Raw genomic sequence first — 26,351 nt, forward strand, 5'->3', positions numbered from 1 at the left:
CGTGTCAACAACAATTACCGCCGGGTAGCTTGTAGTTCAAGGGGCTCGGCGATTCCCGCTGGACAGCGTGTGACCGGTGGGCTGGGATGGGCCGATGACCGTCGACACCGCGACCGAGCTCTTCGAAGAACACCGGCCCGTTCTCACCGGTGTCGCCTATCGCATGCTCGGCCGTGTCGCCGACGCCGAGGACGTGGTCCAGGAGGCGTGGCTGAGGTGGTCGGCGGCGGCGCGCGAGGACATCCGCGAGCCGCGTGCCTTCCTGGTGCGGATCACCACCCGGCTGGCCATCGACCGGCTCCGGCACCTCCGGTCACGCCGGGAGTCGTACACGGGGCCCTGGCTGCCGGAGCCGGTGGTCACGGAGTTCGGCCCCGCCGTGCCGGACACCGCCGAGCGCGCCGTCCTCGCCGATTCCGTGTCACTGGCCGTGCTGGTCGTCCTCGAATCACTTTCGCCGCTGGAGCGCGCGGTGTTCGTGCTCCGGGAGGCCTTCGGGTTCCCGTACGCCGAGATCGCCACCGCCCTGGACCGCACCGAGGGGGCCGTCCGGCAGCTCGCCGGCCGCGCCAGGCGGCATGTGGAGGAGCGCAAGCCGCGTTACGACGTCGATCCGGCCGAGCGCCGCGATCTCACCGAACGCTTCCTGGCCGCCGCCTCCGGAGGCGGCATCGAGCAGCTGCTCGCACTGCTGGCCCCGGACGTCCGGCTGGTCAGCGACAGCGGTGGCAAGGCGAAGGCGCCGCGGCGGATCATCGAGACCGCGGACAAGGTCGGCCGCTTCCTCTTCGCCGTGGCGGGGAGCCTCGGCCCCGACGGGGAGGTCCGCATCATGGAGCTCAACGGTGGGCCCGCCGCCGTCTACTTCGTCGGCGGGAAGGCCGACGCCGTCTTCCAGATCGAAGTCAGCCAAGGTGTCATTCAATGCGCCTATATCATTCGTAATCCGGACAAGCTTTCCGGGCTGCCCGTCGTGTAGCCAGAAGCGCCACCGGCCCCCTCGGTCCCCGGTGCCCCGCAGGTCCGTCGCAGGCCTGGTCAGAGCCCCGCCATCCGTCGTGATGCCGGGGCTCCGTGCTGCGCTCACCTCACGGCGCCACGAACGTCGTGTGAACGCTCTGCGCCAGAGTTCCGTTTCGTTCCGTTACGGAATAAGGATTGGTCTTGACCAAGGGGGTATGCCGTCCTAGGGTCTTCCCTTAAGGCAGGAACCTTTAATAAATAACGTCGCGGAAAAGACGCCGGGCGATTGCGGAGGATCAGGGTGGGGACCACGCAGCTGGAATCGGTACAGGAGCCGAAGTACTGGCACCTCAGGACCGTGCTCAGTGAGGCACTCGACTCGGACTTTGCGGTGGGGGAGATCCTGCCCAACGAGCGGGACCTCGCGGCGCGGTTCGGTGTCGCGCGAGCCACGCTCCGACAGGCGCTGGAGCAGCTCGAACTCGAAGGCAGACTGCAGCGCCGCCGCGGTGTCGGGACGACCGTCGCCCCGCCGCGCGTGGGCATCGCCGTCTCCACCGCCCAGCACGAATGGACGGGCGGCGTCAGCGGCGAGGCCTGGCAGCCGGTCGACAGCGCCATGGACAAGGCCCCTGCGGCGGTGGCCTCCATGCTCGGCACCGACCCCGCCGAACCGGTGCACGTGGTGCGCCGTATCCGTGACACCCAGGGGCAGGCGGTGGCGGCGGAACTCCTCTACATCCCCGCCTCATCGGTGCCCGACCTCTCCGCCATCGAGGCCCCGTCCGGCGCCGTCCGCGCCCGGAGCGTGCTGCGCGAGCTGCACCGGCTCGGCCTGCACGGCCAGGACCGCTCCGTGGAGCTCGGCTCGGCGCGCGCGGCTGACGCCAAGGAGCTGGACCGGCTCCCCGGCGCCCCCGTCCTCGTCGTCACCACCCGCTACTTCACCGCGGACGGTACGGCGGCCGTGTCGGTCGCCACCTACCGCGCGGACACCTGCCGGCTCACCTTCGGGGACTCGGGCGCGCTGGAGATCAGCCACGACGACCAGCCGGAGCGCCAGGCCTCCTGACGCCTCCGACCCGCTCGGCCCCACGCCCGCCGCTTCTCCAGGACGCCAGTCCCCGGGAGCCGGCGGGCGCGCGTGTTCCCGCCCGATCCGGCTCAGGGAACAGCGCCGGTGATCAACCCGGCCCGGGGGAGCGCCCGTGATGCCCCGGCTCCCGTGGGCAGCGCCCGAAGCGCCCTGGGTCCGGGGCAGCATCTGTGCCCCGGACCCACCGAAGCGCACGCGGCCCGTGTGCCGACCCTCCCCGCGGTCAGCGGCGGGCCGTCACAGCACCTTCGACGGTGAACAGCTGCTCCTCGACGTGGTCCAGGGCGAGCCGCAACGCCCCCGTCGCGACGGCGGCCTCCCCGAGCAGCGACAGGGTCACCCGGGGTGGGCGCAGGCAGTAGCGGGCCAGCTCTCTGCGCAGGGGCTCCAGTACCCCGTCCAGCCCGGCGGCCCAGCCGCCCACCACGACCAGCTCCGGGTCGAGCGCCAGCACCAGCGCCGCCACATCGTGCACCAGCCGCTGTAGGAAGCGCTCGACCGCCGCCTGGGCCCCCGCGTCGCCCTCCCGGGCCTTGGCGAACACCGCGGTCACCGCAAGCTCGTCCAGCGGTTCCAGTGGCGTGTCCGTCGTCGACAGCAGATGCTCCGGCGTCACGTCCCTGCCCAACAGGTGCAGGGCGCCGATCTCCCCGGCGGCCCCGCCGAACCCCCGGTGCAGACGCCCGCCGATCAAGGACCCCGCCCCGGGGCTCAGCCCCGCCAGCACGAAGACCACGTCATCGGACTCGGTGGCCGCGCCCTTCCAGTGCTCGGCGACCGCGGCGGCGTTGGCGTCGTTCTCGACGAGCACGGGGCAGCGGAACGAACGGCGCAGCCGCTCCCCGAGCGCGAGGCCGGTCCAGTCCGGCAACGCCGTACCCAGCCGCACGGTGCCGTCGGCCTCAACGATTCCGGGACTGCCCACGCCGACCGCGCGCAGACTGCTCCGGGCCACCCCGGTGCGTCGCAGTACGTCGGCGATGACGGCCCGTACCTGGTCGAGCCGGTCGTCCGCGCCGGCGGTCTCGGACACCACACGGGAACCCGCCCCGACGATGCGGCCGTCGAGCCCCGAGATGAGCGCCGACACCCGGTGCGGACCGATCTCCACCCCGAGGAGATGCCCCGCCTCGGCCCGGAAACGGAACCTCCGGGCAGGGCGCCCCTGGCGCCGCGCCTCGCCCTCGTCGGGCAGCGCCTCGACCACGAGACCCGCTTCGAACAGCCCCTCGACGACCCCTTCGACCGTCGGCCGGGACAGCCCGGTGATCCGTGTCAGGTCCGTCAGCGTCGGCGCGCCGGCCCCTCTCAGGGCGTGCAGTACTACCGCGGAATTGATCCGTCGCAACAGCGAGGGGTCCCCACCGGTCAGCCGGCCCACGGTATGTCCTCCCAGCTCGTGCGCATGTCTGCCGGATCGTACTCGCTGGCGCGGGAGCCCTGCGACCGGCGAGGGAAGCCGGTATCGAGCCGCAACCTCGGTCACCCCGGAGCGAAAACCCGGACTCGTACGCGGCGATGACCGCCTGGGGGCCATGGACCGGCCTGCGGTGACCGCCGTATGGGCGGCGGCCGCGCTCCTGGCGGGCTGGTGGGCGGTCCGCAACCGGGACGCCTGAGGCCCGGAAGAGGGGGAGAGAGGCGCGGGCCGGAGCGGTTCAGTCGGTCGGGGCGGGGCCGGGGGCCGCCTGGTCGGTCGGGGGCCGGGTGAGGGCGGCGTCCCGGAGGCGGGCGTACTCCTCGGCCATGCTCTGGACCGTCCAGTGGGCGTTGAGGCCGCTGGGGTTGGGCAGAGCCCACACGCGGGCCCCGCCGACCCTGCGGTCCTGGGGGCCGATCCGGGCCCGGGGCTCCCCGAAGGCCGTGCGGTAGGCGGTGATGCCGACCACCGCGAGCCACTGGGGCGCGAGCAGTTCGACCTTCGCCGTCAGAGCGGCCCCGCCCTCCCGGAACTCGTCCGCGCCGAGCTCGTCGGCCCGGGCCGTGGCCCGCGCCACCACGTTGGTGATGCCGAGTCCGAGACCGAGCAACTCGGCCTGCTCCGACGGACGTAGCTGCCGGGGGGTGAAACCCGCGCGGTGCAGGACCGGCCAGAACCGGTTCCCCGGGTGAGCGAAATGGTGGCCTGTCACCGCGGTCGTCAGGCTCGGGTTGATGCCGCAGAAGAGCACGCGCAGACCGCCCGCGGCCACATCGGGGACGATGCGGTCACGGGCGGCGCTCAGCTCTTCGGGGGTCACGCGGTGAGGCCGTGCCGGTCAGAGGATCGAGCCGGGGGCGTACTTCGCGGCCTCGGGGTACCGCTCGGTGATCTCCTCGATCCGGGCGACCAACGCCGACACCTGGTCGCCGGCGGCGCCCGTGAACGAGAGCTTGTCGGCCATCAGCTCGTCCAGCCGCGCGCGGTCCAGCGGGATCCGCTCGTCCGCGGCGAGCTTGTCGAGCAGCTCGTTGCGCTCGGCGCCCTGCTCCCGCATCGCGAGGGCGGAGGCGACCGCGTGCTCCTTGATCGCCTCGTGTGCCACCTCGCGGCCCACTCCGGCCCGGACGGCGCCCATCAGGACCTTGGTGGTCGCCAGGAACGGAAGGTAGCGGTCCAGCTCACGCGCCACGACCGCGGGGAACGCGCCGAACTCGTCCAGCACCGTCAGGAAGGTCTCCAGGAGGCCGTCGAACGCGAAGAACGCGTCCGGGAGTGCCACCCGGCGGACCACGGAACAGGACACGTCGCCCTCGTTCCACTGGTCGCCCGCCAGCTCGCCGGTCATCGAGGCGTAACCGCGCAGGATCACCATCAGACCGTTCACCCGCTCGCAGGAGCGTGTGTTCATCTTGTGCGGCATCGCGGACGAGCCGACCTGGCCGGGCTTGAAGCCCTCGGTCACCAGCTCGTGTCCCGCCATCAGGCGGATGGTCTTCGCCACCGAGGAGGGCGCCGCGGCGAGCTGCACCAGAGCGGTGACCACGTCGTAGTCGAGCGATCGGGGGTAGACCTGGCCCACCGAGGTGAACGCCTCCGCGAAGCCGAGGTGCCCGGCGACGCGCTGTTCCAGATCGGCCAGCTTGCCCGCGTCGCCGCCGAGCAGGTCCAGCATGTCCTGCGCCGTGCCGACCGGGCCCTTGATCCCGCGCAGCGGGTAGCGGGAGAGGAGGTCCTCCAGGCGGCCGTGGGCGACCAGCATCTCGTCGGCCGCGGTCGCGAAGCGCTTGCCCAGTGTCGTCGCCTGCGCGGCGACGTTGTGCGAGCGTCCGGCGACGACGAGCTCGCGGTACTCCGCCGCGAGCTTGCCGAGCCGGGCCAGTACGGCCACGGTGCGGTCGCGCATCAGCTCCAGCGAAAGGCGGATCTGGAGCTGCTCGACGTTCTCCGTCAGGTCCCGGGAGGTCATGCCCTTGTGGACCTGCTCATGACCGGCGAGGGCGTTGAACTCCTCGATCCGGGCCTTGACGTCATGCCGGGTGATCTTCTCGCGCTCGGCGATCGAGGCCAGGTCCACCTGGTCCAGCACACGCTCGTAGTCGGCCAACGCCGCGTCGGGAACCTCGATCCCGAGGTCCTTCTGAGCGCGCAGCACCGCCAGCCACAGCTGACGCTCCAGCTTCACCTTCTGCTCGGGGGACCAGAGGACGGCGAGCTCCGCGGAGGCGTAGCGGCCGGCCAGGACATTGGGGATGCGAGGCTTCGCAGACACAGCAGTCACGTGAAGGGATTCTACTGGCGGTTTGTGCAGGCCAGCGACGCGCCCCGGTTTGTGGCTTGCTACGAAGGTGCGGGGGCGACGTCGGCCCGGGCGACCGGATCAGTCGGTCTCCGCGGCACCCACCGTGGTGCCGGGGGAGACGGCACGGCGCCACCCCGTCACCGGGCCCGGGTTCTCCGCGTCCGTCGGCGTGATCCAGAAGGCCCGGCCCGTCGTGGCGTCGAACTGGGCGCCCGAGCGCCCGTCGCCGGAGGAGCGGCCGGTGAGCCGCCGCCCGATCCAGGGGGCCAGGTGCTGACGGGCGAAGCGGATGTCCTCCGTTCGCCGGGCCGCCCACCGCGGCGGCGCGGTCGCGGGCATCCGCGCACGCCAGTCCAGTTCGGCCGGCAGCCCCAGGGTCTGCCAGACGGCCTCGGCGACGCGCCGGTGGCCTTCGGCGGTGAGATGGAGCCGGTCCACGTCCCACATCCGGGGATCGGCGATCGAGGGCGCGGAGTAGAGATCCACCACCGCGGCGCCGTGCCGCCCCGCCAGATCGTCGATCAAGGCGAACAGCGCCTCCACTCGGGGGCGGAACCGGTCGAACACCGGCCCGCTCCGCCCGGGGCTGCGCATCAGCACCAGCTGCTCGCAGGTCGGTGCGAGACGCTCCACGGCCTCTTCGAGCCGCCCCCTGACCATTCCCATGTCGCACTTCGGGCGCAGCGTGTCGTTGAGCCCGCCGACGAGGGTGACCACATCGGCCCGGAGCGAGGCCGCCGCCTCCACCTGATCGTCGACGATCTGGCCGATGAGCTTCCCGCGCACGGCGAGATTGGCGTACCGGAAACCGGGGGACCGGACCGCGAGCCGGGCGGCGAGGACGTCGGCCCAGCCCCGGTAGGTGCCGTCGGGGAGCCGGTCCGACATGCCCTCGGTGAACGAGTCGCCGACCGCGACGAGACTGGTGTAGGAGGCATTCAATTCCATGGCGAGATGAGCGTACCGGTCGGTAGGCCGGGAGGCCAGCAGATCATGGGGGCCCCGGCCGTCCGACGAGTTCGCGGAGTACATCCTCCATCGTGACCATGCCGGCCAGTCGGTCGTCCTCGTCGAGAACGGCCGCCAGATGCGTCCGGCTGCGCCGCAGGGCGGTGAGCACATCGTCCAGCGGAGCCGCCGCCCGGACGCGGGCGATCGGCCGCATCGCCGTCACCGGGAAGGGGACGTCCCGGGGCGTCGCGTCCAGGGCGTCCTTCACATGGAGGTACCCGAGGATGCGCTGTTCGCTGTCCATCACCGGGAAGCGGGAGAACCCCGACTCGGACGAGAGCCGCTCCAGCTCCTCCGGAGTGGTGCCGACCCTGGCGAACAGCACCCGGGCGACCGGCATGACCACGTCCCGTACCGGCCGGCGGCCCAGCTCCAGAGCATGGTGGAGGCGTTGCGCGGAGCGGTCGTCGACCAGCCCGGCATCCCCGGCGTCCTGGACCAGCCGCGCCAGTTCGTCGTCCGAGAACGTGGCGGAGACCTCGTCCTTCGTCTCCACCCGCAACAGCTTGAGCAGGGTGTTGGCGAACGCGTTGATCGCGAAGATCACCGGCCGCAGCGCACGGGCCATCGCCACCAGCGGAGGGCCCAGCAGCAGGGCGCTCCGCGCCGGTTCGGCCAGCGCGATGTTCTTCGGCACCATCTCGCCCAGGAGCATGTGCAGATAGGTGGCCACGCCCAGCGCGATGACGAACGAGAGCGGGTGGACCAGCCCGTGCGGCACCCCCACCGCGTCGAAGGCCGGCTCCAGCAGATGCGCGATGGCCGGTTCGGCGACGATGCCCAGCACCAGGGTGCAGAGCGTGATGCCGAGCTGGGCGGCGGCGAGCAGCGCGGAGACGTGTTCCAGGCCCCAGATGACACTGCGGGCCCGCCGGTTCCCGGCCTCGGCCTCCGGTTCGATCTGGCTGCGGCGCACGGAGATCAGCGCGAATTCGGCGCCCACGAAGAAGGCGTTGGCCACCAGGGTCAGCAGGCCGATGAAGAGCTGGAGAACGATCACCGCTGGTCCTCCGTCCGGTCCTCGGACCCCGGCAGCGGGGCGTGCAGCAGGACCCGCGCGGCACGGCGGCCCGAGGCGTCGACCACGTCGATCCGCCATCCCTCCAGCTCGACGCTGTCGTCCACCGTCGGGATCCGTCCGATCTCGGCGGCGATCAGCCCCGCGAGGGTCTCGTAGGGCCCGTCCGGTACCCGCAGACCGATCCTGCGGAGCTGGTCGGTGCGCGCCGCCCCGTCGGCCGACCACAGGGTCCGTCCGTCGGCGTCCTCGCCGGCGGCGGCGAGGTCCGGTGTCTCGTGCGGATCGTGCTCGTCCCGGACCTCGCCGACGACTTCCTCCACGATGTCCTCCAGCGTCGCGACTCCGGCCGTCCCGCCGTACTCGTCGATCACCACGGCCATGGCGAGCCTTCCGGACAACCGGTCCAGCAGCCGGTCCACGGTGAGCGTCTCCGGTACGAGCAGGGGCTCGCGCAGCAGTTCCGAGATCCGGGTGTGGGGCCTCCGGTCGGCGGGGATCGCCAGCACGTCCTTGATGTGGGCCACCCCGACCACGGTGTCCAGGCTGCCCCGGTAGACGGGGAAACGGGACAGACCGGTCGCCCGGGTGGCGTTGGCGACGTCCTCGGCCGTCGCGCGCAGCTCCAGCGCGGTCACCTGCACCCGCGGCGTCATCACGTTCTCCGCGGTCAGCTCCGAGAGGTTCAGCGTGCGGACGAACAGTTCGGCCGTGTCCGCCTCCAGCGCACCCGCCTTCGCGGAGTGCCGGGCCAGCGCCACCAGCTCCTGCGGACTGCGGGCCGAGGCCAGCTCCTCGGTCGGTTCCAGACCGAAGCGGCGCACGAGCCGGTTGGCCGTGTTGTTGAGGTGGCTGATGAAGGGGCGGAACAGCGCGGTGAACACGCGCTGCGGTGTGGCCACCGCCTTGGCCACGGTGAGCGGGGAGGAGATCGCCCAGTTCTTCGGGACCAGTTCGCCGACCACCATCAGGACCACCGTGGAGAGCGCCGTGCCGAGCACGAGCGCCAGAGTGGACGCGGCGGCGGGAGGCAGCCCCGCCGCCTCGACGGGGCCGCGGATCAGCTTGGCGATGGAGGGCTCGGAGAGCATGCCGATCACCAGGTTGGTGACGGTGATGCCGAGCTGGGCCCCCGAGAGCTGGAAGGTGAGGCTCCGGACCGCCTTGAGCGCGCTCGCGGCGCCCCGGTCACCCCGCTCGACAGCCCGTTCGAGCTCGCCGCGCTCCACCGTGGTCAGGGAGAACTCCGCGGCGACGAACGCGCCGCAGGCGACACAGAGCAGCAGGGCGACGAGCAGCAGCAGTACTTCGATCATCGGTTCACCTCCGTCCCATGATCCGGCAGGGGCGGGGTGACCGCGCGGTGTCGGCCGTATCGGCTACTGGGAGGCTCGCCCATGGACGGACGCTCACACCTTTCGGCAGGGGGTGAATGAGGGCATGTCATCGTAGGCGTCTGCCCAGCGACGCCCCGCCCACCGCCTCCCTGTCCCGGTACCGCGCCGGAAGCTCCGCGGTACCGGTACGCCGGAAGCTCCGCGGTACCGGTACCGGTACCGTGCCGGCTGAGCGGTACCGCGGTCTGCGCTCGCGTACCGCTCAGCCGGTCAGGTGCTTCACCCAGCGGCTCCACTGCGGCTGGGGCTCGTAGCCCGCCGCGCGCCAGGCGTGGTGGGCCGATGTGTTGCGGTCGAGGACCATGGCGTCGGCGCGCCGCCCGCCCAGTGCGACGAACCGTTCCTCGGCCGCCGCCAGGAGGGCGCCGCCCACGCCCCGGCGCCGCTGGTCCGGGTGGACCGCGAGCCGGTAGAGGTGGCAGCGCCAGCCGTCGAAGCCCACGATGACCGTGCCCACCAGCGCTCCCTCCCGCTCCGCGAGTATCAAGGCGTCGGGGTCGCGTTCCACCAGGCGTGCGACCCCGTCCCCGTCGTCGCTGATGCTGGTGCCCTCGGCGGCCGCCTTCCAGAAGGCGAGGACCGCGTCCAGATCGTCCGGGGTCGCGGACCGTATCGAAAGATCGTTCATGGCCGCCATCCCACCATCCGCGGCGGCGGGCGTCGATCGCGTTCCACAGTCCGGGCGCGGCACCCCGCACCCCGCCCCCGCGCTCCCCTTGCCGGTGCTAGCACGGCCGCGCTAGCGTGGTCGGGTGCCCAAGACTCAGCTGAACGTTCGAGTGGACGAGGCCACCGCCGAGGCCGCGCGGCAGCGCGCGCTGCAGAGGGGGATGAGCGTGAACCGCTACATAGAGGAACTCGTCCAGCAGGACGCGGGCGAGGTGGGACACACCTTCGTCGAGGCCGCGGCCGACTTCATGAAGCAGTACGAGTCGGTGTTCGCCGAGGAGTTCGGCCCGGAGCGCGAAGGCAGCCGTTGAACCTCCGGATCGACCTTTCCTGGTTGCTGATGGTCGCCGAGCACAAGACGCCCGGAGACCCGCAGGTCGTCGACTGGGGTGCGCTCGTCGCCGCCGTCGCACGGCATGACGCGGAGATCTTCGGCAGCGCCGTCTACAGCGACCCGCACGCGCGGGCGGCCGCCCTGTTGCAACTGCTCCTGCACGTGCCCGCACTCGAACACTCCAACGCGATGTTCGCCTCGGCCGTCGCCTACGGCTACCTCGTCGCCTCCGGGCTCAAGGTCATCACCTCGCCCGAGCAGGTCCGCGATCTGGCGCTGCTGGTGAAGCAGGGCAAGGCGGACGTGCGCGCCATCGCCGACGAGCTGCGGCAGTGGAGCGTCTGAGGCCGGGCGGAACACGCCACGACAGCCCGGGCGAAGCGCTCCACGATCCGGTTCGGCCCCGGCTCTCGGCCCTCAGTCCTCGGTGAACGGCTTGCGGGCCACGCCCAGCACACAGGGGGAGGAGGGCACCTGGAGGCCCGTCTCCGGAATCCGCAGCCTGCGGTACGTGCCCATCTCGAAGCCCGCCGCCCCGATCGCGGCCAATGGGTCCCGGGCCGTGTGACAGCCGCCGAAGAGCAGCGGCCACAGGGTCCGGTCGGCCACCCGCTGCGCCGTGGCCAGCGCCCGGCCCGAAGCGAGCCCGTGCTCGAAGAACCGCAGCTCGCCGCCCGGCCGCAGCACCCGCCTGATCTCGGCGAGCGCCCGGGGCAGATCCCGCACGGTGCACAGGACCAGGGACGCCACCGCCCCGTCGAAGGCCTCGCTCTTGACCGGCAGCGCCTCGGCGGCCCCCGGCACCACGTCCACCGGCACCTCCGCGCGCAGGGCGGAGCGGACGGCGAGCTGCCGCAGCGAGCGTTCCGGCTCCAGCGCCACGACCTCCGAGACGGCGCCGGGATAGTGGGCGAAGTTCAGCCCGTTCCCGGCGCCGATCTCGATGACCCGGCCGGAGAGCCCCGACAGCAGCTCCTCGCGGTACGCGGCGATGCCGCCCTTCAGGTCGGCGGTCACGCTCAGCCGTGCGTAGAAGCGGGCGAAGACGGGGTGGTGCACGGCGTCCCGGTGGAGCTTTCTGCTGCGCGGCCGCATGACGGACCTCCGTCGAGGAGTGGTCGTGACGCTTGAGGAGCAGACGTGACGTCCCTCCATGATTCTCCCCCGGATCGCCCCGACAGGAATCCTCGAGCACCGCCCTGACGGGAATCCTCGAGGACCGCCCCGACGGGAATCCTTGAGGACCGCCAGGACAGGAATCCCCGAGGCCGCCCGGGCACCCCCGCCACGCCCGTCAGCGCGGCGCCGCCCAGGTCCCTCCGAGCTCCGGAGCCAGCCAGCCCGGCGCGCGTGCCGCGAAGGCGGCGCCCGACAGTGAACCCGCGCCGGCCGGTACCGCGCCGAGCAGCGGTGCACCGGCCGCCACCGGCAGGTCCTCGATGTTGCAGCGGGACGCGAGGTCCGGCTCCGCCGGCATGCTGCCGATCACGACGCCCCGGCAGCTCAGCCCCCGGTTCCGCAGCGCCTCGGCCGTCAGCGCGGTGGCGTTCAGCGTGCCCAGGCCCGCGGGGACCACCAGCAGGACCGGCGCGGACAGCAGACGGGCCGCGTCCGCGAGAGTGCCGCCCTCGTCGTCGAACCGCACGAGCAGGCCGCCCGCACCCTCCACCAGCACGAGATCGTGCTCGGTGGCCAGCTTCTCCGCGGCCTCGGCGACCTCGAACGGCCGCACGGGCACGAGCCCCGCCCGCCGGGCGGCCGTGGCCGGAGCCAACGGCTCCGGAAAGCGGGCCAGTTCGACCGCCGTGACCTGGCTCCCCGCCAGGCGCGCGACCTCGGCCGCGTCGCCGGGCTCCCCGGGGGCGAGGCCGGTCTGCGCGGGCTTGAGCACCGCGACCCGGCGGCCCCGCGCGACGGCCGCCACCGCGGCGGTCACCACGGTCTTGCCGATCTCCGTGCCCGTGCCGGACACCACCAGAATCGTCGACATGTCGGCTCAGCCCTCCCGTGCCGCCGCGCACACGGCCCGGCAGATCCGCGCCACGTCCTCGTCCTCGGTGACGTACGGCGGCATCGTGTAGACGAGATCGCGGAACGGCCGCAGCCAGACGCCCTCGCGCACGGCCGCGCGGGTCGCCGCGCCCATGTCCACCTCGTGGTCGAGCTGGACGACCCCGATCGCCCCCAGGACGCGTACGTCCACCACCCCGGCGAGCTCCGTGGCGGGAGCGAGCCCGGAGCGCAGGCCGGCGCCGATCCGCGCCACCTCGCCCTCCCAGTCCTGCCCGAGCAGCAGGTCCACGGAGGCGGAGGCCACCGAGGCGGCCAGCGGATTGCCCATGAACGTCGGTCCGTGCGCCAGCACCGGCACCTCGCCGCTGGAGATGCCCTCGGCCACCCGGGTGGTGCACAGCGTCGCCGCCATCGTGAGATAACCGCCGGTCAGGGCCTTGCCGACGCACATGACATCCGGCGAGATCCCGGCGTGCCCGGCGGCGAACAGCTTGCCCGTACGCCCGAAACCGGTCGCGATCTCGTCGAGGACCAGCAGAACGTCGTGCTCGTCGCAGGCCTCGCGCAGGACCCGCAGATAGGCGGGGGAGTGGAACCGCATCCCGCCGGCCCCCTGCACCACCGGCTCCACGATGACCGCCGCGAGCTCGTCGGCGTGCGCGGCGATCGTGTCCCGCAGATGCGTCACGTAGGCGGGGTCCGGCTCCGCGTCGAAGCCGTCCGGCGGGGCGTCGGCGAAGACCTGGCGAGGCAGGGAGCCCGACCACAGCTCGTGCATCCCGCCCTCCGGGTCGCACACCGACATCGGCTGCCAGGTGTCCCCGTGATAGCCCCCGCGCCAGGTCAGCAGCCGCTGCTTCGCAGGCCGCCCGGCCGAACGCCAGTACTGGAGGCACATCTTGACCGCGACCTCCACGGAGACGGACCCCGAGTCGGCCAGGAAGACATGCTGGAGCGGCCCGGGGGTGATCTCCACCAGCCGGGTCGCCAGCCGGACGGCGGGCTCATGGGTGAGCCCGCCGAACATCACATGGCTCATCCGGTCCAGCTGGCCGCGTGCCGCCTCGTTGAGGACCGGATGGTTGTAGCCGTGCACCGCCGACCACCAGGAGGACATGCCGTCCACCAACTCGCGCCGCCCCTCGACGGGTTCGGCGAGCCGGAGCCGTACGCCGGAGGCCGACTCCACGATCAGCGGCTCCTGGCGGCCGGGCATCGGACCGTACGGATGCCAGACGTGCGCCCGGTCCAGCGCCCGCAGTTCGTCGGGGGCGTACGGCTTCGGCGCGGCGGACAGGGGGAGTGCGGGGGCGTACGGCTCAGGCATTGGGCGCGAGGTCCGTTCCCGCGCCACGCCGGCGCACCGCCACCAGATCCGTGCGCGCCGCGCCGTTGGCCTCCGTACGCGCCGCCGGAGCGCTCTCCCCGGCGTCGGAGCCGGCGGCAGCCACCGGCTCCCGCTCCCCGTGTCCGCCGCACGGCCCGCAGCCCCCGCCCCCACCGTGGGAACCGCAGTCGGCGGCTCCGGAGTCCTCGTGCCCTCCGCAGCCGGGCTGCGCCGGGGCGTCCCGCGTCCCGCAGCCGCCGCCCAGGGCGTCGGCCCGGTGGCGCGGAAGCGTCGTGGTGCCCGCGCCCTCCACCTCGAAACCGGCGTCCGCGATCATGTCCAGGTCGGTCTGGCCGGCCTGGCCCTCACTCGTCAGGTAGTCGCCCAGGAAGATGGAGTTGACCAGGTGGAGCGCCAGCGGCTGCATCGAGCGCAGGTGCACCTCACGGCCCCCCGCGAGCCGGACCTCGACGTCGGGGCAGACGAAGCGGACCATCGCCAGAATGCGCAGGCAGCGCTGCGGGGTGAGGTTCCACTCCTTGGCGAGGGGCGTTCCCTCGAACGGGATCAGGAAGTTCACCGGCACCGAGTCGGGGTCCAGGTCCCGCAGTGCGAACACGACGTCGACCAGGTCCTTGTCGCTCTCGCCCATCCCGGCGATCAGCCCGGAACACGCCGAGAGCCCGGCGGCCTGGGCCTGTTGCACGGTCTCCACCCGGTCCGCGTACGTGTGGGTGGTGGTGATCGCCCCGTACGTCTCCTCGGACGTGTTCAGGTTGTGGTTGTACGCGTCGGCGCCCGCCGAACGCAGCCGGTCGGCCTGTCCGTCGGAGAGGAGGCCGAGGCAGGCGCAGACCTCGATGCCCTCGTTCTCCTCCTTGATCGCCTCGATGGTCTTCGAGACCCGGTCGACGTCCCGGTCCGTCGGGCCGCGCCCGCTCGCGACCAGGCAGACCCGCTTGGCGCCGCCCGCCACTCCGGCGGCGGCGGCCTTGGACGCCTCGTCCGGCTTCAGCCAGGTGTACTTGAGGATCCCGGCCTTCGAACCGAGCCGCTGCGAGCAGTAGGAGCAGTCCTCGGGGCAGAGCCCCGATTTGAGGTTGACCAGATAGTTGAGCTTGACGCGCCGCCCGAACCACTGACGGCGCACCTTCCCGGCGGCGGCCACCACGTCGAGCAGCTCGTCGTCGGAGGTCGCCAGTACGGCGAGCGCTTCTTCGCGGGTCGGCAGTTCGCGCCGCAGCCCCTTGTCCACCAGCGTGTTCAGCAGGTCCATGAGAGACGATCCTGACGTACGGCACCGCCTCCAGCCAAGGAGGAACCAGACAGGAGACCCGGGCGAGGGTGTGTGTATTGCCACACCCTGACCTGCTGAGCACCCGGCTAGGGTCTGTTGGTTGCCTACAAAGGGACCGTCCGCACCGGACCGTCCGCGCGGAGCCGCCCGCCGAGGGCCCGCCTACCCAAGGGACCGCCCCATGTCCTTCGCCCCGTTCGACTGGATCGACGCCGAGGCCCGCAGCAGGGCCGCCGCCGGACTCGTACGGACCCTGCGTCCGCGCGGCGCCGAGCCGGAGCTGCTGGACCTCGCGAGCAACGACTATCTGGGCCTCACCCGGCACCCGGAGGTCACCGCCGCCGCCGCCGGCGCCGCCCGACGCTGGGGGGCGGGGGCGACGGGGTCGCGGCTGGTCACCGGTTCCACCGCCCTGCACGCCCAGCTGGAACGGGAGCTCGCCGTGTTCTGCGGTTTCGAGGCGGCCCTCGTGCTCTCCTCCGGGTACGCGGCCAATCTCGCCGCGCTGACCGCGCTGACCGGGCGCGGCTCCCTCATCGTCTCCGACGCGGGCAACCACGCCTCGATCGTGGACGGCTGCCGGCTCTCCCGCGCCGGGACAGCCGTCGTGCCCCACGCCGACCCGGACGCGTTCGAGAAGTCCCTGCGGGAACACGACGGGCGGGCCCTCGCCGTCACCGACTCGGTCTTCTCCGTCGACGGCGACGCCGCCCCGCTCCCCGCCCTGGCCGAGGTCTGTCGTTCCGCGAACGCCGCCCTGCTGGTCGACGACGCCCACGGCCTCGGAGTGCTGGGCGAGGGCGGTCGCGGGGCGCTCGCCGCGGCCGGGCTGGCGGGCCGCGACGGGGTCGTGGCCACGCTCACCCTGTCCAAGTCGCTGGGCAGCCAGGGCGGAGCGGTCCTGGGGCCCGCCCGGGTCATCGACCACCTGGTCAACACGGCGCGGACATTCATCTTCGACACCGGACTCGCCCCGGCGGCGGCCGGCGGCGCGCTCGGCGCCCTCGGGGTCCTGCGCCGGGAGCCCGAACGGGCGGCCCGTGCCCGGGAGGTGGCCACCGCGCTGTTCACCCGGCTCACCGCGGCCGGGCTGAGAGCGGTCCGGCCCGACGCGGCCGTCGTCTCCGTCCGGGCGCCCTCGGCGGACGCGGCGGTGCGCTGGGCGGCCGACTGCCGCGCGGCCGGGATGGCGGTGGGCTGCTTCCGCCCGCCGTCGGTACCGGACGGTGTCTCGCGGCTGCGGCTGACCGCGCGCGCCGATCTGACCGAGGAGCAGATCGCGGCCGCGGTGGCCACGGTCCTCGCCACCGCTCCCGGGCAGGCGGAGGCTCCGGTCAGTTGAAGCGCCGTGCATTTACTCCGTGCGTGCCGAGTCCGTCCACGAAGGTGCTCCACGCCGCCGCGGAGAAGCGCAGCGGCGGCCGGTGTACGTCCTTGGAGTCGCGTACGGCGAGGAGCGCGCCGCCCAACAGGGCGGTCTCCACGCAGTTGTTCATCCCGGTGGAGCGGCTGCTGCGCCGCCACCGCGGGGCGGGCGGCGCGGTGGACGGCGGCGGTGCGGCGGGCAGTGCGAGACGGTCTGACATGGCGGCCCCTTAGCTGCGTCTGATCTCGGTGATGAGGTCCAGCGAGCGTTCTGGTGACAGCGCGTGTGCCTGCAAGGAACGGAAGGCCGAGCTGTACGCGTCGAGGTCTTCTTTCCGCTCCAAGTAGAGGCTACTCGTCAAGTGGTCAAGAACGACCACATCCAGATCAGAATTGTTCGGAAAGGAGAAAATAACGAAAGGCCCGGTGAGCCCGACGTATCCGCCGACCGAGAAGGGCAGCAACTGCAGTCGCACATGAGGCAGTTGGGCAACCCGGGTCAGGTGATGCAGCTGGTCCCTCATCACCTCCGGCCCGCCCACCTCGCGGTGGAGCACCGCCTCGTCCAGCACTGCGGTGAAACGCAGCGGCGGACTCGCGCGCAGCACCCGCTGGCGGGTCAGCCGGACCTCGACCAGCGAGTCGAGCCGGCCGTCGGGTAAGCCGTCCAGCGAGGCGCGGGTCACGGCACGTGCGTAGCCGGCGGTCTGGAGCAGCCCCGGCACCACCGAGGTCTCCAGCGTCCGGACCGTACTGGCCTGCGACTCCAGGCTGATGAAGTCCCGGTACTGCGGCGGGATCAGCCCCCGATACGCATGCCACCAGCCCGAACCGCCGCCGCCCGCCGACCCCGCGAGGACTTCGAGCAGGGAGCGCAACTGGGTGTCGCGTACCGCGTAGACGTCCAGCAGCCGTGACACGTCGGCGGACGTCACCCCGCTCGCGCCCGTCTCGATGCGGCTCACCTTCGACTGGTGCCAGCCGAGCAGTCGCGCCGCGTCCCGGCTGGTCAGCCCGGAGGCGTGGCGCAGACTCCGCAGCTCCTCACCGAGCTTGCGGCGTCGGACGACGGGGCCGTGCAGCATGCCGGTCTCCTTCTGCTGTCGGGAAGGGCCGGTCCGTCACCGGGGCCGGCCCGCAGAGAGGTCAGTGTGCCGCCCGCCCACGCCGTACGGGTCCTGAATTCACCGCTTCGAGCGACAGATATATGCATATCTTGGCCGAACGCCGTTACAGGGAGCTGCATCAATGGCAATCTGGCGCGAAGCACAATCCTGGCCGGCCGCCGGTCGGCCAGGGCGGGAAAGGGACGGCGTCGCCATGGCAGATCATCAGGAAGCAACCGTCACGCTGCCGACCGATCCGGTCTCGGTCTCATCGGCCCGCAGACATGTCGCCAGGACCCTGGCCCAATGGGGCCTGCCCGACGACACCGAGTTCGCCGACAGCATCCGGCTGATCATCTCGGAGCTGGCCACCAACGCCGTTCAGCACACGTTCGGCCAGTCGCCCACCTTCACCGTGGACCTTCGCCTCGAACGCGACGAGGAGCTGTACCTCGGCGTCACGGACAGTCACCCCCGCTGGCCCCAGCGGCTGCCCGCCGCCGTACGGCAGGACAACGGCCGGGGCATGGTCATCATCCGGGCACTGGCCAAGGAGCGCGGCGGGCGGCTCCAGGTGACCCCGACCGCCGAGGGCGGCAAGACGGTCTGGATCGCCCTCCCCTGGGTCGTCCCGATCCAGGGCTGACCCGGTGAGGCTCATCGTGCGGGGGCCGTGCTTCCGCGGCCGAAGCCGCTGCGCAGCAGCGCGAGCAGCGTCGCCGCCGCCGCGGTCGACCGGTCGCCCCGGTGCACGACCGAGATGGTCCGGCGGAACGAGGCGGGCTCCAGCCGCCGGACCGACAGCGGGGCCGAGGACATCGAGGCGACCATCTCCGGCACCACCGCCACCCCGAGCCCCGCGCTGACCAGCGCGCACACCAGCGCGTACCCGGGCGACTCACAGACCACGGCCGGCGTCGCCCCGGCCTCGGCGAGCGCGTTCTCGACCCCGCGCCGGGGCGGGTGGGTGGGCGCGCTGCTGATCAGCGGCCGCCCCGCCAGCTCGCCGACCGGCAGCCGCCCGGTGCCCTCGGAGAGCCGGTGGCCCACCGAGGCGACCAGCACCAGCTCCTCGACCAGCAGGGGTTCGACGAGAACGCCCGCCGACGGAGGCTCGGCCACCGCCGGTTCGTAGGCGTGGGTCAGGGCGAGGTCCACCTCGCCCGCGACCACCGCGGCGATGCCGCCCGGCGGTTCGTACTCTGCGACGGCCAGCTCGACCTCCGGATGGGCCCGCCGGAACGCGCTCAGGACCGGCGGCAGCAGATGGATCCCGGCCGTCGTGAACGTCCCCACCCGCAGCCTGCCGCCCGAGAGCCCGGCCAGCTGCGCCAGCTCGTGCCGCGCCTGCTCCAGCTCGTCCAGGACCCGCCGGGCCCGGCCGGCCAGCAGCTCGCCCGCCGCCGTCAGCCGCGCCCCGCGGTGGTGGCGCACCAGCAGGGCCGCCCCGGCCTCCCGCTCCAGTTTGGCCAGCTGCTGGGAGAGCGCGGGCGCGGTGTAGCCCAGGCGGGCGGCGGCCCGGGTGATCGATCCGGCCTCCGCGACCGCCACGAGCGCCGCGAGCCGTGTCGGGTCGTACATGAAAGCGTTCCTTAAGGCAGACCCAGAAGATTGCAAGTACACGCTAAAGGCTCCGCCGGTCCAAGGTGGACTCATGGACGCACAACTGATCGCCTTCACCGGGGTCGCCGCCGGGATGGTCGCGCTGCCCGGCGCCGACTTCACCGTCGTCGTACGCAACGCCCTGGCCTCGCGCACCGCGGGCCTGGCCACCGCGCTCGGCGTCGCCGGAGGGCTGCTGGTGCACACCGCGCTCGCGGTCGCCGGACTCGCGGCGGTGCTGGTGACGATGCCGGTGCTCTTCCGCACCGTCCAGCTGCTCGGCGGCGCGTACGTGCTCTACCTCGGGATCAGCGCGCTGTACGCGATCCGCCGCCGGCCCTCGCAGGACAGCTCCGGCTCACCCTCCGGTATGCGGGAGGACGAGCCGGGGCGGCCCGCGACCGGGGAGTTCGGACGCGCGCTGCGCCAGGGGTTCCTGACCAACGCGCTCAACCCGAAGGCCCCGGTCCTCTTCCTCAGCCTGCTGCCGCAGTTCGTGCCCCACGGTCAGCCGCCGCTGCCGCGGACCCTGCTGCTCGCGGCCCTGGTGGTCGTGCTGGCGCTGATCTGGTTCCCGGCCGTCGCCCTGCTCGTGGACCGGCTGGGCCGGTGGCTGCGCCGCCCGCGTACCGCCCGCGCCATCGAGGGCGGCAGCGGTGTGGCGCTCACCGGTCTGGGACTGGCGCTGGTCACCGGCCCCCTGCTGCGCTGAGGGCGCGGTGGACGTCGCGGCCGGGCCGGGCCGTCCGCACGGAAAGAGCGTCCGGTCGGCGGGTCAGCGGACCCGTCCGTACCAGACGCTCTTGGACCAGATCTTGGCCAGTCTCACCACGTCCCCCGATTTGGGGGAGTGCCAGATCTTCCCGGCCCCGGCGTAGATGCCCACGTGGTAGACGCTGCGCCCCGAATGGAAGAAGACGAGGTCGCCGCGTTTGCGCTGCGACTTCCCGATGTGGCGGGTCTTGTTGTACTGCTGCTGTGCCGTGCGGGGAAGCTTCTTGCCGGCCTTCTTGAACGAATAGACCGTCAGCCCCGAACAGTCGAAGCGGCTGGGACCGGCCGCTCCGTACTTGTAGGGGGCCCCCTTCTTCGACGCGGCGACCTTCAGGGCCTTCGTCGCGTGGGTGGCGGCCTCGGCATCGTTCACCAGACCGGGCGCCAGCATCGAGGACGTCACGGCCAGGGTGAGTACCGAGGCCGTACCGACCCGGGCGAACAGAGACGGGACATGAACCTGCGCAGACATGCGCAACCCTTCGTCAGCCGCCTGTGAAGGATGACCTGTCGGGTTCGGGCTGGCGAAGTTGCCCGGCCGCTGTCGCGGCTTCACCCCGAGGGCTTCCCGGTCTCCCGGGCGGCCCGTTGTGCTCGGGTCCTCCACTCCTGCCGATCCACTCCTGTCGACCAGTCATCCGGGCGGCGGCAGGACTCGGCGTCCGCCCGGACCGCCCCGCCGCGGTGGCGGGGGCTTGTCGTCCCAGGGATCTTGACTCACCAGGTGCCGGATTTCCGAGCCGAAACCGCGGTTTGTGAGTCTCCTCACCACTGATCCATTCGGGTGGACAGGTCGGATTCGCGCTCGCCAACGAGCCGGGCGCACACCCTCGTACCAGCGACGAAAGGGCGCATTTCGAGTACGGACCGCGCGCCGAACGCAAGTTGAGCCGTCGCTCGGGCGGGTGATCGCCTACGCCGAACGAGCGAGACGAATCGGTCCCGGGGCCGGGCGTGTCGTGCCCGGGTCCGACCGGCCCGCTCCGTCCGGCGCTCCCCGTGCGCGGGGCCGGTCAGTTCACGGGCGGCTCCATCGCGACCCGGCCCGCCCGGCGCTCCCCGTCCAGGACGCGCAGGGCCCGCGCCAGGGTGGCGGCGTGGATCCGCGACTCGCCGCGCTCGTGCATCAGGGCCAGGGCGTCGCGCAGCGCGGCCGCCCGGGAGGCCAGGGCCTGGGCGGCCCGCAGCGCGCTGTAGGTGTCGCTGCCACGGGCCGGGTTGATCCGGCCCACCTGGTCGAGCACGGCCAGATAGCAGTCGACGAACTCGCCCTCGGCCCGGGTCAGTGCGGGCAGGGGCGGGAACTCGGGTGGCTCCATCGGCGTTTCACCTCGCGTCGTACGGCGGCCGGGAGAGTCAGCGGTTCTCCATGACGTGGTCGACCAGCCCGTAGGCGAGGGCGGCCCTGGCGTCGAGGATGGTGTCGCGCTCGATGTCGGCGGTGATCTGCTCCGCGGTCCGGCCCGTGTCCCGGACCAGCATGGCCGCGAACATCTCGCGGGTGCGCACCAGTTCGCGCGCGTGGATCTCCAGGTCGGACGGCTGGCCCCGCATCGGCTCCTCCATCGCGGGCTGCTGAATGACTACCCGCGCGCCGGGCAGCGCATGTCGCCGCCCCTTCGCCCCGGCCGCCAGCAGGGCCGCCGCGTAGGAGCCCGCCTGCCCCAGACAGAAGGTCTCCACCTCGCAGGTCAGGAACCGCATCGTGTCGTAGACCGCCGCCATCGCCTGGAACGTGCCGCCGGGGGAGTTGATGTAGAGCGACAGGGGCCGGTCGGGATCGGCGTGCTCCAGGTACATGAACTGGGCGATGAGGTCGCTCGCTGCGATGTCGTCGATCGGGCTCCCGAGGAAGACGATCCGCTCGGACAACAGCTTGGAGTACGGGTCCAGCGTCCGGGTTCCGGTAGCGGTGCGCTCGGTGAACGACGGCAGTACGTAGCGGGCGGCGGGGCGGATCATGGCGGTGCCTCTCTCCTGGAGCTGACCGGCCTGCTGCCCGTCCGTAAAAAATGTACAGGACGTACAGAAGGTTATGATGGGGACTATGGCCTACGAGATTCCGGTGACGCAAGCACGGGCGGAGCTCGCCGAACTGATCAACCGCGTTGTCTACGGCGGTGAACGCGTCGTGGTGACGCGTCACGGCAAGCCGCTCATCGCCCTGGTTTCCGCCGCTGACCTGCAACGACTTGAAACCGATGAGGCTGCGGCCGAGGAGCAGGTGATCAGCTCGGTCTCCTCGATCGGCTCCGCGTCATCCGCTCAGGGCGAACGGCACAGGTTCGGCATCGCCGCGGAGCACCGCCCCCACGACGGCCGGGACGGCTGAGACCCCGACTGCCCCGGGACAGCACGAAGCCGGGCGCCCCCCGGCAGGAGGGGCGCCCGGCTCGGCGACGCGGATCCCGAGCTCAGCCGGTCAGGGCCGGCTCGCGGACGGGTTCGGCCGGCTCGGCCGACGTCGGCGCCGGGCGTGCGAACAGCACCGCCGCCAGGCCGAACAGCGCCCATAGCGAGAGCGTCAGCACCGCGCCGCCCGCGGCGCTCCCGTCGAAGAAGGCGACCGAGCGGAGCAGTGAACCGCCCGCGCCCGGCGGAAGCCACTGGCCGATCGCGCCGACGGGCTCGGGCAGCAGCTCCGGTGCGCTGGTGACGCCGGAGAAGGGGTTGCCCAACAGGACCATCAGCAGCGCCCCGAGCCCGATGCCGCGCGGCCCGAACAGGGCGGCGAGTCCCGCCACCGCCGAACCGATGGCCAGCACGGTGAGCGCGAGCACTCCCGCCTCCGCCCACCAGTCGCCCACGATCGCGCCGAGCCAGCTGTGCGCCACGGCCGTGGCGGCGAGGCCCACCAGAGCGGCCGACCCGGCCAGAGTCACCGCGGCCCGCGCCCCGCGCAGCCCCATCAGGGTGACGACGGCTCCGGCCGCCATGCCCGCCAGGGCCAGCGGCAGGATGCTCGCGCCCAGTGCGCTGCCTCGCGGGTCCCCGGGCGGAGTGGCGACCACGTCGGTGACCCGGACCGGGGCGCCTTCGGGGGCGGAGGCCGTCACGGCCTCGCGCAGCAGCTGGGAGACGACGGGGCTCGCCGCCGAGGCGGTGAGCAGGTGGGGTCCCTGCGGGGTGACGACGACGGCTCCGTATACGGTCCGGTCCTCGATCGCGGTGCGGGCGGCGGCCTCGTCGTCGAAGCGGTGCACGTCGAACGCGCCGTCGCGCTGCTCGAAGCGCTGTTCCAGCTGCTGGGCCGCCGACGCCGGGCCCGCGACCCCGACCGGAAGGTCGCGCGGTGCGATCCGGGCGGCGGGCCAGGCGAAGGCCCAGAGGGCGAGCGTCACCATCAGGGGGATCAACAGGATCACCGCCACCGCGCGGCGGTTGGGTGCGGTGGACATGAGAGGCCTCGATTCGTGCGGCAGTGGAGCAGCGGTGGAGTATCTGCATCCACATTTGAGAGAAGGATCGTTCGTTTTACGTCTCGTTTCCCACTGTCGGCACACACTGCGGGATTGTCAAGAAGGAACGTTCGTTTTAAGTTGGTGCCATGGCTCGCGTATCCCAGGAACACCTCGACGCCCGTCGCCGTCAGATCCTCGACGGCGCGGCGCGCTGCTTCGCCCGCAACGGATTCCACGGCACGTCCATGCAGGACGTCCTCAGGGAGGCGGGTCTGTCCGCCGGAGCGGTCTACCGCTACTTCCCCGGCAAGGAGGACATCATCGCGGCCATCACGGAGGAGACCTTCGCCGCCATCCGCGGCGCCTTCGAGGAGGCCTCCCGTATGGCGCCGCCGCCCACCCCGGACGTGCTGCTCGGCCGGGTGCTCGGCGGGGTGCTCGCGGGGGCGGTGCACGGGCTGGAGCGCCGCGCCTTCGCCGCGCTCGTCGTCCAGCTCTGGTCCGAGACGCTGCGCGACGAGCGGCTCGCCGCGCTCGTCGACGACGGCTACGCGGCCATGCGCGTCGCCTGGGCGAAGCTCGTCGACGCCTACCGTTCCGCCGGGATCCTGGCGAGCGACGTGCCCGGCGACGACGTGGCGCGCACGATGATCGCGACGGCGCAGGGCTTCATCGTGCAGGAGGCGCTCTTCGGGGACGTACGCCCCGAGGTGCTGAAGAACGGGTTGCGCGGGCTGATGTCCATGAACCCGCAAAAGATCAGTTAACGCAATGGAAAAACTTCCGCCCTAACGTGCAATACCTGGTCGCGAGGCCGCCGTTCCCCGTTCAACGAGTTGTTGAACGGGGATAGGGTCCCGCTGCGTCCGGAGCCGGAGCCGGACGGAAGACGATGAGGTGGAAGCGTGCAACTGACCCCGCACGAGCAGGAACGTCTGCTCATCCATGTGGCCGCCGACGTGGCCGAGAAGCGCCGGGCACGCGGGCTGCGGCTGAATCACCCCGAGACCGTCGCCCTGATCACCGCCCATCTGCTGGAAGGCGCCCGGGACGGCCGCACGGTCGCCGAACTCATGGCTTCGGGACGTAAGTTGCTCACCCGGGACGAGGTCATGGAAGGCATCCCCGAGATGCTCCACGACGTCCAGGTCGAGGCCACCTTCCCGGACGGCACGAAGCTCGTCACCGTCCATGAACCGATCGTCTGACGGGGCCGCGCCGATGATTCCCGGAGAGATCCTGTACGGGGACGGGGACATCCCCCTCAACGCGGGGCGTACGGTCACCCGTCTCACCGTCCTCAACGCAGCCGACCGCCCCGTCCAGGTCGGCTCCCACTACCACTTCGCCGAGGCCAACCCCGGACTGCGCTTCGACCGGGCCGCCGCCCACGGGTTGCGGCTGAACATCGCCGCAGGCACGGCGGTCCGCTTCGAGCCCGGCATTCCCACCGACGTCGAACTCGTCCCCCTCGCCGGCCGCCGCGTCGTCCCCGGCCTGCGCGGCGAAACCGGAGGTGCCCTCGATGCCTGACCTCAAGCGAGCCGTGTACGCCGATCTGTTCGGGCCTACCACCGGCGACCGCATCCGGCTCGCCGACACCGACCTGCTCGTCGAGATCGAGGAGGACCGCTCGGGCGGCCCCGGACACGCGGGCGACGAGGCGGTGTTCGGCGGCGGCAAGGTGATCCGGGAGTCGATGGGCCAGGCCCGCACCACCCGCGCCGAGGGCGCGCCCGACACCGTCATCACCGGGGCCGTCGTCATCGACCACTGGGGCATCGTCAAGGCCGACATCGGCATCCGGGACGGCCGGATCACCGGCATCGGCAAGGCCGGGAACCCGGACACCATGGACGGCGTCCACCCCGACCTGGTGATCGGCCCGGAGACCGAGATCATCGCGGGCAACGGGAAGCTGCTCACGGCCGGAGCGGTCGACGCCCACGTCCACTTCATCTCGCCCACCCTCGTCGACCAGGCACTCTCCAGCGGCATCACCACCCTCGTCGGCGGCGGCACAGGACCCGCCGAGGGCACCAAGGCCACCACCGTCACCCCGGGACCCTGGCACCTGGCCCGGATGTTCGAGGCGCTGGAGACCTTCCCGGTCAACATCGGGCTGCTCGGCAAGGGCAACACGATGTCGCAGGAGGCCATGGACTCCCAACTGTGCGGCGGCGCACTGGGATTCAAGATCCACGAGGACTGGGGCGCGACGCCCGCCGTCATCGACGCCTGCCTCACGGTCTGCCAGCGGACGGGCGCGCAGCTCGCCATCCACACGGACACCCTCAACGAGGCCGGGTTCGTCGCCGACACCCTCGCCGCGATCGCCGGCCGGACGATCCACGCGTACCACACCGAGGGGGCGGGCGGCGGGCACGCGCCCGACATCATCAGCGTGGTCTCCGAGCCCTACGTCCTGCCCAGCTCGACCAACCCGACCCGGCCGCACACCGCCAACACCATCGAGGAACACCTCGACATGCTGATGGTCTGCCACCACCTGAACCCCGCCGTCCCCGAGGACCTGGCATTCGCGGAGTCCCGGATCCGGCCCTCCACCATCGCGGCCGAGGACATCCTGCACGACCTCGGCGCCATTTCGATCATCTCCTCGGACTCCCAGGCCATGGGGCGGATCGGCGAGGTGATCCTGCGGACCTGGCAGACCGCCCACGTCATGAAGAAGCGGCGCGGAGCCCTGCCCGGGGACGGGCGGGCCGACAACCACCGAGTCCGTCGCTATGTCGCCAAATACACCATCAACCCGGCCGTCGCGCAGGGACTGGACCGGGAGATCGGCTCCGTGGAGACCGGCAAGCTCGCCGACCTCGTCCTCTGGGACCCGGCGTTCTTCGGCGTGAAGCCGGCGACCGTCATCAAGGGCGGTCAGATCGCGTACGCGCAGACGGGCGACGCCAACGCCTCCATCCCGACGCCCCAACCGGTGCTGCCCCGGCCGATGTTCGGCGCCCTGGGACGAGCGGCCGCCCAGGGCTCGTTCAACTTCGTCTCCGCCGCCGCGATCGAGGACGGGCTGCCCGAACGCCTCGACCTGCACAAGCGGTTCGTGCCGATCACCAGCACCCGGGGGATCACCAAGGCGGACATGCGGGAGAACGACGCCCTGCCCCAGGTCCACGTCGACCCCGACAGCTTCGCCGTCACGATCGACGGCGACCCGGTCGAGCCCGCACCGGCGGCGGAACTGCCCATGACCCAGCGCTACTTCCTCTTCTGAGCGGATCCG

The 26,351-nt window shown here is 72.1% G+C and carries 30 protein-coding genes; 12 read left to right on the forward strand and 18 right to left on the reverse strand.

Features of this window, described 5'->3' with window-relative positions; genetic code table 11:
• The first annotated feature begins 94 nt into the window (after nt 1-94).
• Together sigJ and D581_RS0114170 are read left to right on the forward strand one after the other, a co-directional pair.
• Nucleotides 95-979, forward strand: coding sequence for an RNA polymerase sigma factor SigJ (gene sigJ, locus D581_RS0114165; RefSeq protein ID WP_018957873.1), 885 nt, complete (start codon nt 95-97; stop codon nt 977-979).
• Nucleotides 980-1,264: 285 nt separating this feature from the next.
• Entirely contained in the window at nt 1,265-2,035 is a 771-nt protein-coding gene (locus tag D581_RS0114170) for a GntR family transcriptional regulator (RefSeq protein ID WP_018957874.1), read from the forward strand.
• 247 nt (nt 2,036-2,282) lie between these two features.
• Here the strand turns inward: D581_RS0114170 and D581_RS0114175 are convergent, their stop codons facing one another.
• The 7 genes from D581_RS0114175 to D581_RS0114205 all read right to left on the reverse strand — a co-directional run bounded on the left by D581_RS0114175 (nt 2,283) and on the right by D581_RS0114205 (nt 9,844).
• On the reverse strand, nt 2,283-3,440 hold the full coding sequence (locus D581_RS0114175) for an ROK family protein (protein WP_018957875.1): 1,158 nt from the start codon (nt 3,438-3,440) through the stop codon (nt 2,283-2,285).
• A gap of 277 nt (nt 3,441-3,717) precedes the next feature.
• Nucleotides 3,718-4,299, reverse strand: coding sequence for a G/U mismatch-specific DNA glycosylase (mug, locus tag D581_RS0114180; RefSeq protein WP_018957876.1), 582 nt, complete (start codon nt 4,297-4,299; stop codon nt 3,718-3,720).
• Nucleotides 4,300-4,317: 18 nt separating this feature from the next.
• Nucleotides 4,318-5,760: an adenylosuccinate lyase gene (purB, locus tag D581_RS0114185; protein ID WP_032752713.1), complete on the reverse strand. Its 1,443-nt coding sequence runs from the start codon at nt 5,758-5,760 to the stop codon at nt 4,318-4,320.
• A gap of 99 nt (nt 5,761-5,859) precedes the next feature.
• Nucleotides 5,860-6,729, reverse strand: coding sequence for an SGNH/GDSL hydrolase family protein (locus D581_RS0114190; RefSeq protein ID WP_026290510.1), 870 nt, complete (start codon nt 6,727-6,729; stop codon nt 5,860-5,862).
• A 43-nt stretch (nt 6,730-6,772) separates the two neighbouring features.
• Entirely contained in the window at nt 6,773-7,792 is a 1,020-nt protein-coding gene (locus tag D581_RS0114195; protein WP_018957879.1) for a hemolysin family protein, read from the reverse strand.
• Nucleotides 7,789-9,126 (reverse strand): hemolysin family protein, encoded by a 1,338-nt coding sequence (locus D581_RS0114200; RefSeq protein ID WP_018957880.1) that lies wholly within the window; start codon nt 9,124-9,126, stop codon nt 7,789-7,791. Before D581_RS0114200 ends, D581_RS0114195 begins: the two co-directional genes overlap by 4 nt.
• Before the next feature lie 283 nt (nt 9,127-9,409).
• Nucleotides 9,410-9,844 (reverse strand): GNAT family N-acetyltransferase, encoded by a 435-nt coding sequence (locus tag D581_RS0114205; RefSeq protein WP_018957881.1) that lies wholly within the window; start codon nt 9,842-9,844, stop codon nt 9,410-9,412.
• 115 nt (nt 9,845-9,959) lie between these two features.
• Between D581_RS0114205 and D581_RS0114210 the strand changes: the two genes are divergently transcribed.
• Together D581_RS0114210 and D581_RS0114215 are read left to right on the forward strand one after the other, a co-directional pair.
• The gene (locus D581_RS0114210; RefSeq protein ID WP_003970595.1) at nt 9,960-10,187 is read left to right on the forward strand and encodes a hypothetical protein; all 228 of its coding nucleotides are present in this window, start codon (nt 9,960-9,962) and stop codon (nt 10,185-10,187) included.
• Nucleotides 10,184-10,555, forward strand: coding sequence for a hypothetical protein (locus D581_RS0114215; RefSeq protein ID WP_018957883.1), 372 nt, complete (start codon nt 10,184-10,186; stop codon nt 10,553-10,555). Before D581_RS0114210 ends, D581_RS0114215 begins: the two co-directional genes overlap by 4 nt.
• A 72-nt stretch (nt 10,556-10,627) precedes the next feature.
• Here D581_RS0114215 and D581_RS0114220 read toward each other — a convergent pair whose 3' ends face one another.
• The 4 genes from D581_RS0114220 to bioB all read right to left on the reverse strand — a co-directional run bounded on the left by D581_RS0114220 (nt 10,628) and on the right by bioB (nt 14,826).
• Nucleotides 10,628-11,305, reverse strand: a complete 678-nt coding sequence (locus D581_RS0114220; RefSeq protein ID WP_018957884.1) for a class I SAM-dependent methyltransferase — start codon at nt 11,303-11,305, stop codon at nt 10,628-10,630.
• Between the two features lie 199 nt (nt 11,306-11,504).
• Nucleotides 11,505-12,200 carry a dethiobiotin synthase gene (gene bioD / locus D581_RS0114225; RefSeq protein WP_018957885.1) on the reverse strand — a complete coding sequence of 232 codons (696 nt, stop codon included), beginning with the start codon at nt 12,198-12,200 and terminating at the stop codon, nt 11,505-11,507.
• A 6-nt stretch (nt 12,201-12,206) separates the two neighbouring features.
• On the reverse strand, nt 12,207-13,550 hold the full coding sequence (locus D581_RS0114230; RefSeq protein WP_018957886.1) for an adenosylmethionine--8-amino-7-oxononanoate transaminase: 1,344 nt from the start codon (nt 13,548-13,550) through the stop codon (nt 12,207-12,209).
• Nucleotides 13,543-14,826 (reverse strand): biotin synthase BioB, encoded by a 1,284-nt coding sequence (bioB, locus tag D581_RS0114235; protein WP_018957887.1) that lies wholly within the window; start codon nt 14,824-14,826, stop codon nt 13,543-13,545. The genes D581_RS0114230 and bioB overlap by 8 nt, the downstream gene beginning before the upstream one ends.
• 202 nt (nt 14,827-15,028) lie before the next feature.
• Here bioB and D581_RS0114240 point away from each other — a divergent pair, with 202 nt between their 5' ends.
• The gene (locus tag D581_RS0114240) at nt 15,029-16,189 is read left to right on the forward strand and encodes an 8-amino-7-oxononanoate synthase (protein ID WP_018957888.1); all 1,161 of its coding nucleotides are present in this window, start codon (nt 15,029-15,031) and stop codon (nt 16,187-16,189) included.
• On the opposite strand, the gene D581_RS01000000137205 is transcribed toward D581_RS0114240, so the two are convergent.
• Both D581_RS01000000137205 and D581_RS0114250 read right to left on the reverse strand, forming a co-directional pair.
• The gene (locus D581_RS01000000137205; RefSeq protein ID WP_032752714.1) at nt 16,182-16,433 is read right to left on the reverse strand and encodes a DUF397 domain-containing protein; all 252 of its coding nucleotides are present in this window, start codon (nt 16,431-16,433) and stop codon (nt 16,182-16,184) included. The two genes, D581_RS0114240 and D581_RS01000000137205, sit on opposite strands and share 8 nt — an antisense overlap.
• A gap of 9 nt (nt 16,434-16,442) precedes the next feature.
• The gene (locus D581_RS0114250) at nt 16,443-17,297 is read right to left on the reverse strand and encodes a Scr1 family TA system antitoxin-like transcriptional regulator (protein ID WP_018957890.1); all 855 of its coding nucleotides are present in this window, start codon (nt 17,295-17,297) and stop codon (nt 16,443-16,445) included.
• Nucleotides 17,298-17,532: 235 nt separating this feature from the next.
• On the opposite strand from D581_RS0114250, the gene D581_RS0114255 reads away from it, so the two are divergent.
• Entirely contained in the window at nt 17,533-17,964 is a 432-nt protein-coding gene (locus D581_RS0114255) for an ATP-binding protein (protein WP_018957891.1), read from the forward strand.
• An 11-nt stretch (nt 17,965-17,975) separates the two neighbouring features.
• On the opposite strand, the gene D581_RS0114260 is transcribed toward D581_RS0114255, so the two are convergent.
• Complete coding sequence (locus D581_RS0114260; RefSeq protein ID WP_018957892.1) at nt 17,976-18,899, reverse strand: LysR family transcriptional regulator; 924 nt, start codon at nt 18,897-18,899, stop codon at nt 17,976-17,978.
• Nucleotides 18,900-18,972: 73 nt separating this feature from the next.
• On the opposite strand from D581_RS0114260, the gene D581_RS0114265 reads away from it, so the two are divergent.
• Nucleotides 18,973-19,632 carry a LysE family translocator gene (locus tag D581_RS0114265; RefSeq protein WP_018957893.1) on the forward strand — a complete coding sequence of 220 codons (660 nt, stop codon included), beginning with the start codon at nt 18,973-18,975 and terminating at the stop codon, nt 19,630-19,632.
• Nucleotides 19,633-19,695: 63 nt separating this feature from the next.
• On the opposite strand, the gene D581_RS0114270 is transcribed toward D581_RS0114265, so the two are convergent.
• The 3 genes from D581_RS0114270 to D581_RS0114280 form a co-directional block, all read right to left on the reverse strand.
• Nucleotides 19,696-20,166: a C40 family peptidase gene (locus D581_RS0114270; RefSeq protein WP_018957894.1), complete on the reverse strand. Its 471-nt coding sequence runs from the start codon at nt 20,164-20,166 to the stop codon at nt 19,696-19,698.
• A 541-nt stretch (nt 20,167-20,707) separates the two neighbouring features.
• Nucleotides 20,708-21,013, reverse strand: a complete 306-nt coding sequence (locus D581_RS0114275) for a hypothetical protein (RefSeq protein ID WP_018957895.1) — start codon at nt 21,011-21,013, stop codon at nt 20,708-20,710.
• Nucleotides 21,014-21,050: 37 nt separating this feature from the next.
• Complete coding sequence (locus D581_RS0114280) at nt 21,051-21,656, reverse strand: ATP-dependent Clp protease proteolytic subunit (protein ID WP_018957896.1); 606 nt, start codon at nt 21,654-21,656, stop codon at nt 21,051-21,053.
• An 85-nt stretch (nt 21,657-21,741) separates the two neighbouring features.
• Here D581_RS0114280 and D581_RS0114285 point away from each other — a divergent pair, with 85 nt between their 5' ends.
• Entirely contained in the window at nt 21,742-22,026 is a 285-nt protein-coding gene (locus tag D581_RS0114285; protein WP_018957897.1) for a type II toxin-antitoxin system Phd/YefM family antitoxin, read from the forward strand.
• Between the two features lie 82 nt (nt 22,027-22,108).
• Here the strand turns inward: D581_RS0114285 and D581_RS0114290 are convergent, their stop codons facing one another.
• Nucleotides 22,109-23,092, reverse strand: coding sequence for an ABC transporter permease (locus D581_RS0114290; RefSeq protein ID WP_018957898.1), 984 nt, complete (start codon nt 23,090-23,092; stop codon nt 22,109-22,111).
• A 149-nt stretch (nt 23,093-23,241) separates the two neighbouring features.
• Between D581_RS0114290 and D581_RS0114295 the strand changes: the two genes are divergently transcribed.
• From D581_RS0114295 to D581_RS0114310, 4 genes are all read left to right on the forward strand, one after another.
• Nucleotides 23,242-23,862, forward strand: a complete 621-nt coding sequence (locus tag D581_RS0114295) for a TetR/AcrR family transcriptional regulator (RefSeq protein ID WP_018957899.1) — start codon at nt 23,242-23,244, stop codon at nt 23,860-23,862.
• A gap of 138 nt (nt 23,863-24,000) precedes the next feature.
• Complete coding sequence (locus tag D581_RS0114300) at nt 24,001-24,303, forward strand: urease subunit gamma (RefSeq protein WP_018957900.1); 303 nt, start codon at nt 24,001-24,003, stop codon at nt 24,301-24,303.
• Between the two features lie 13 nt (nt 24,304-24,316).
• Nucleotides 24,317-24,628 carry an urease subunit beta gene (locus D581_RS0114305; RefSeq protein ID WP_018957901.1) on the forward strand — a complete coding sequence of 104 codons (312 nt, stop codon included), beginning with the start codon at nt 24,317-24,319 and terminating at the stop codon, nt 24,626-24,628.
• Nucleotides 24,621-26,342, forward strand: a complete 1,722-nt coding sequence (locus D581_RS0114310) for an urease subunit alpha (RefSeq protein WP_018957902.1) — start codon at nt 24,621-24,623, stop codon at nt 26,340-26,342. Before D581_RS0114305 ends, D581_RS0114310 begins: the two co-directional genes overlap by 8 nt.
• The last annotated feature ends 9 nt before the right edge of the window (nt 26,343-26,351 follow it).

The sequence above is a fragment of the Streptomyces sp. CNB091 genome (assembly GCF_000377965.1).

Bases quoted from the DNA above. Each gene is read 5' to 3' on its own strand.
- D581_RS0114205 (WP_018957881.1), bottom strand. From the start codon at position 9,844: ATGGCGGCCATGAACGATCTTTCGATACGGTCCGCGACCCCGGACGAT.
- D581_RS0114280 (WP_018957896.1), bottom strand. From the start codon at position 21,656: ATGATCCGCCCCGCCGCCCGCTACGTACTGCCGTCGTTCACCGAGCGC.
- D581_RS01000000137205 (WP_032752714.1), bottom strand. From the start codon at position 16,433: ATGTCAGACCGTCTCGCACTGCCCGCCGCACCGCCGCCGTCCACCGCG.
- D581_RS0114295 (WP_018957899.1), top strand. From the start codon at position 23,242: ATGGCTCGCGTATCCCAGGAACACCTCGACGCCCGTCGCCGTCAGATC.
- D581_RS0114285 (WP_018957897.1), top strand. From the start codon at position 21,742: ATGGCCTACGAGATTCCGGTGACGCAAGCACGGGCGGAGCTCGCCGAA.
- D581_RS0114200 (WP_018957880.1), bottom strand. From the start codon at position 9,126: ATGATCGAAGTACTGCTGCTGCTCGTCGCCCTGCTGCTCTGTGTCGCC.
- D581_RS0114240 (WP_018957888.1), top strand. From the start codon at position 15,029: ATGTCCTTCGCCCCGTTCGACTGGATCGACGCCGAGGCCCGCAGCAGG.
- bioD (WP_018957885.1), bottom strand. From the start codon at position 12,200: ATGTCGACGATTCTGGTGGTGTCCGGCACGGGCACGGAGATCGGCAAG.
- D581_RS0114310 (WP_018957902.1), top strand. From the start codon at position 24,621: ATGCCTGACCTCAAGCGAGCCGTGTACGCCGATCTGTTCGGGCCTACC.
- D581_RS0114230 (WP_018957886.1), bottom strand. From the start codon at position 13,550: ATGCCTGAGCCGTACGCCCCCGCACTCCCCCTGTCCGCCGCGCCGAAG.
- D581_RS0114270 (WP_018957894.1), bottom strand. From the start codon at position 20,166: ATGTCTGCGCAGGTTCATGTCCCGTCTCTGTTCGCCCGGGTCGGTACG.
- D581_RS0114220 (WP_018957884.1), bottom strand. From the start codon at position 11,305: ATGCGGCCGCGCAGCAGAAAGCTCCACCGGGACGCCGTGCACCACCCC.
- D581_RS0114290 (WP_018957898.1), bottom strand. From the start codon at position 23,092: ATGTCCACCGCACCCAACCGCCGCGCGGTGGCGGTGATCCTGTTGATC.
- D581_RS0114305 (WP_018957901.1), top strand. From the start codon at position 24,317: ATGATTCCCGGAGAGATCCTGTACGGGGACGGGGACATCCCCCTCAAC.
- D581_RS0114190 (WP_026290510.1), bottom strand. From the start codon at position 6,729: ATGGAATTGAATGCCTCCTACACCAGTCTCGTCGCGGTCGGCGACTCG.
- sigJ (WP_018957873.1), top strand. From the start codon at position 95: ATGACCGTCGACACCGCGACCGAGCTCTTCGAAGAACACCGGCCCGTT.
- D581_RS0114275 (WP_018957895.1), bottom strand. From the start codon at position 21,013: ATGGAGCCACCCGAGTTCCCGCCCCTGCCCGCACTGACCCGGGCCGAG.
- D581_RS0114250 (WP_018957890.1), bottom strand. From the start codon at position 17,297: ATGCTGCACGGCCCCGTCGTCCGACGCCGCAAGCTCGGTGAGGAGCTG.
- D581_RS0114260 (WP_018957892.1), bottom strand. From the start codon at position 18,899: ATGTACGACCCGACACGGCTCGCGGCGCTCGTGGCGGTCGCGGAGGCC.
- bioB (WP_018957887.1), bottom strand. From the start codon at position 14,826: ATGGACCTGCTGAACACGCTGGTGGACAAGGGGCTGCGGCGCGAACTG.
- D581_RS0114265 (WP_018957893.1), top strand. From the start codon at position 18,973: ATGGACGCACAACTGATCGCCTTCACCGGGGTCGCCGCCGGGATGGTC.
- D581_RS0114255 (WP_018957891.1), top strand. From the start codon at position 17,533: ATGGCAGATCATCAGGAAGCAACCGTCACGCTGCCGACCGATCCGGTC.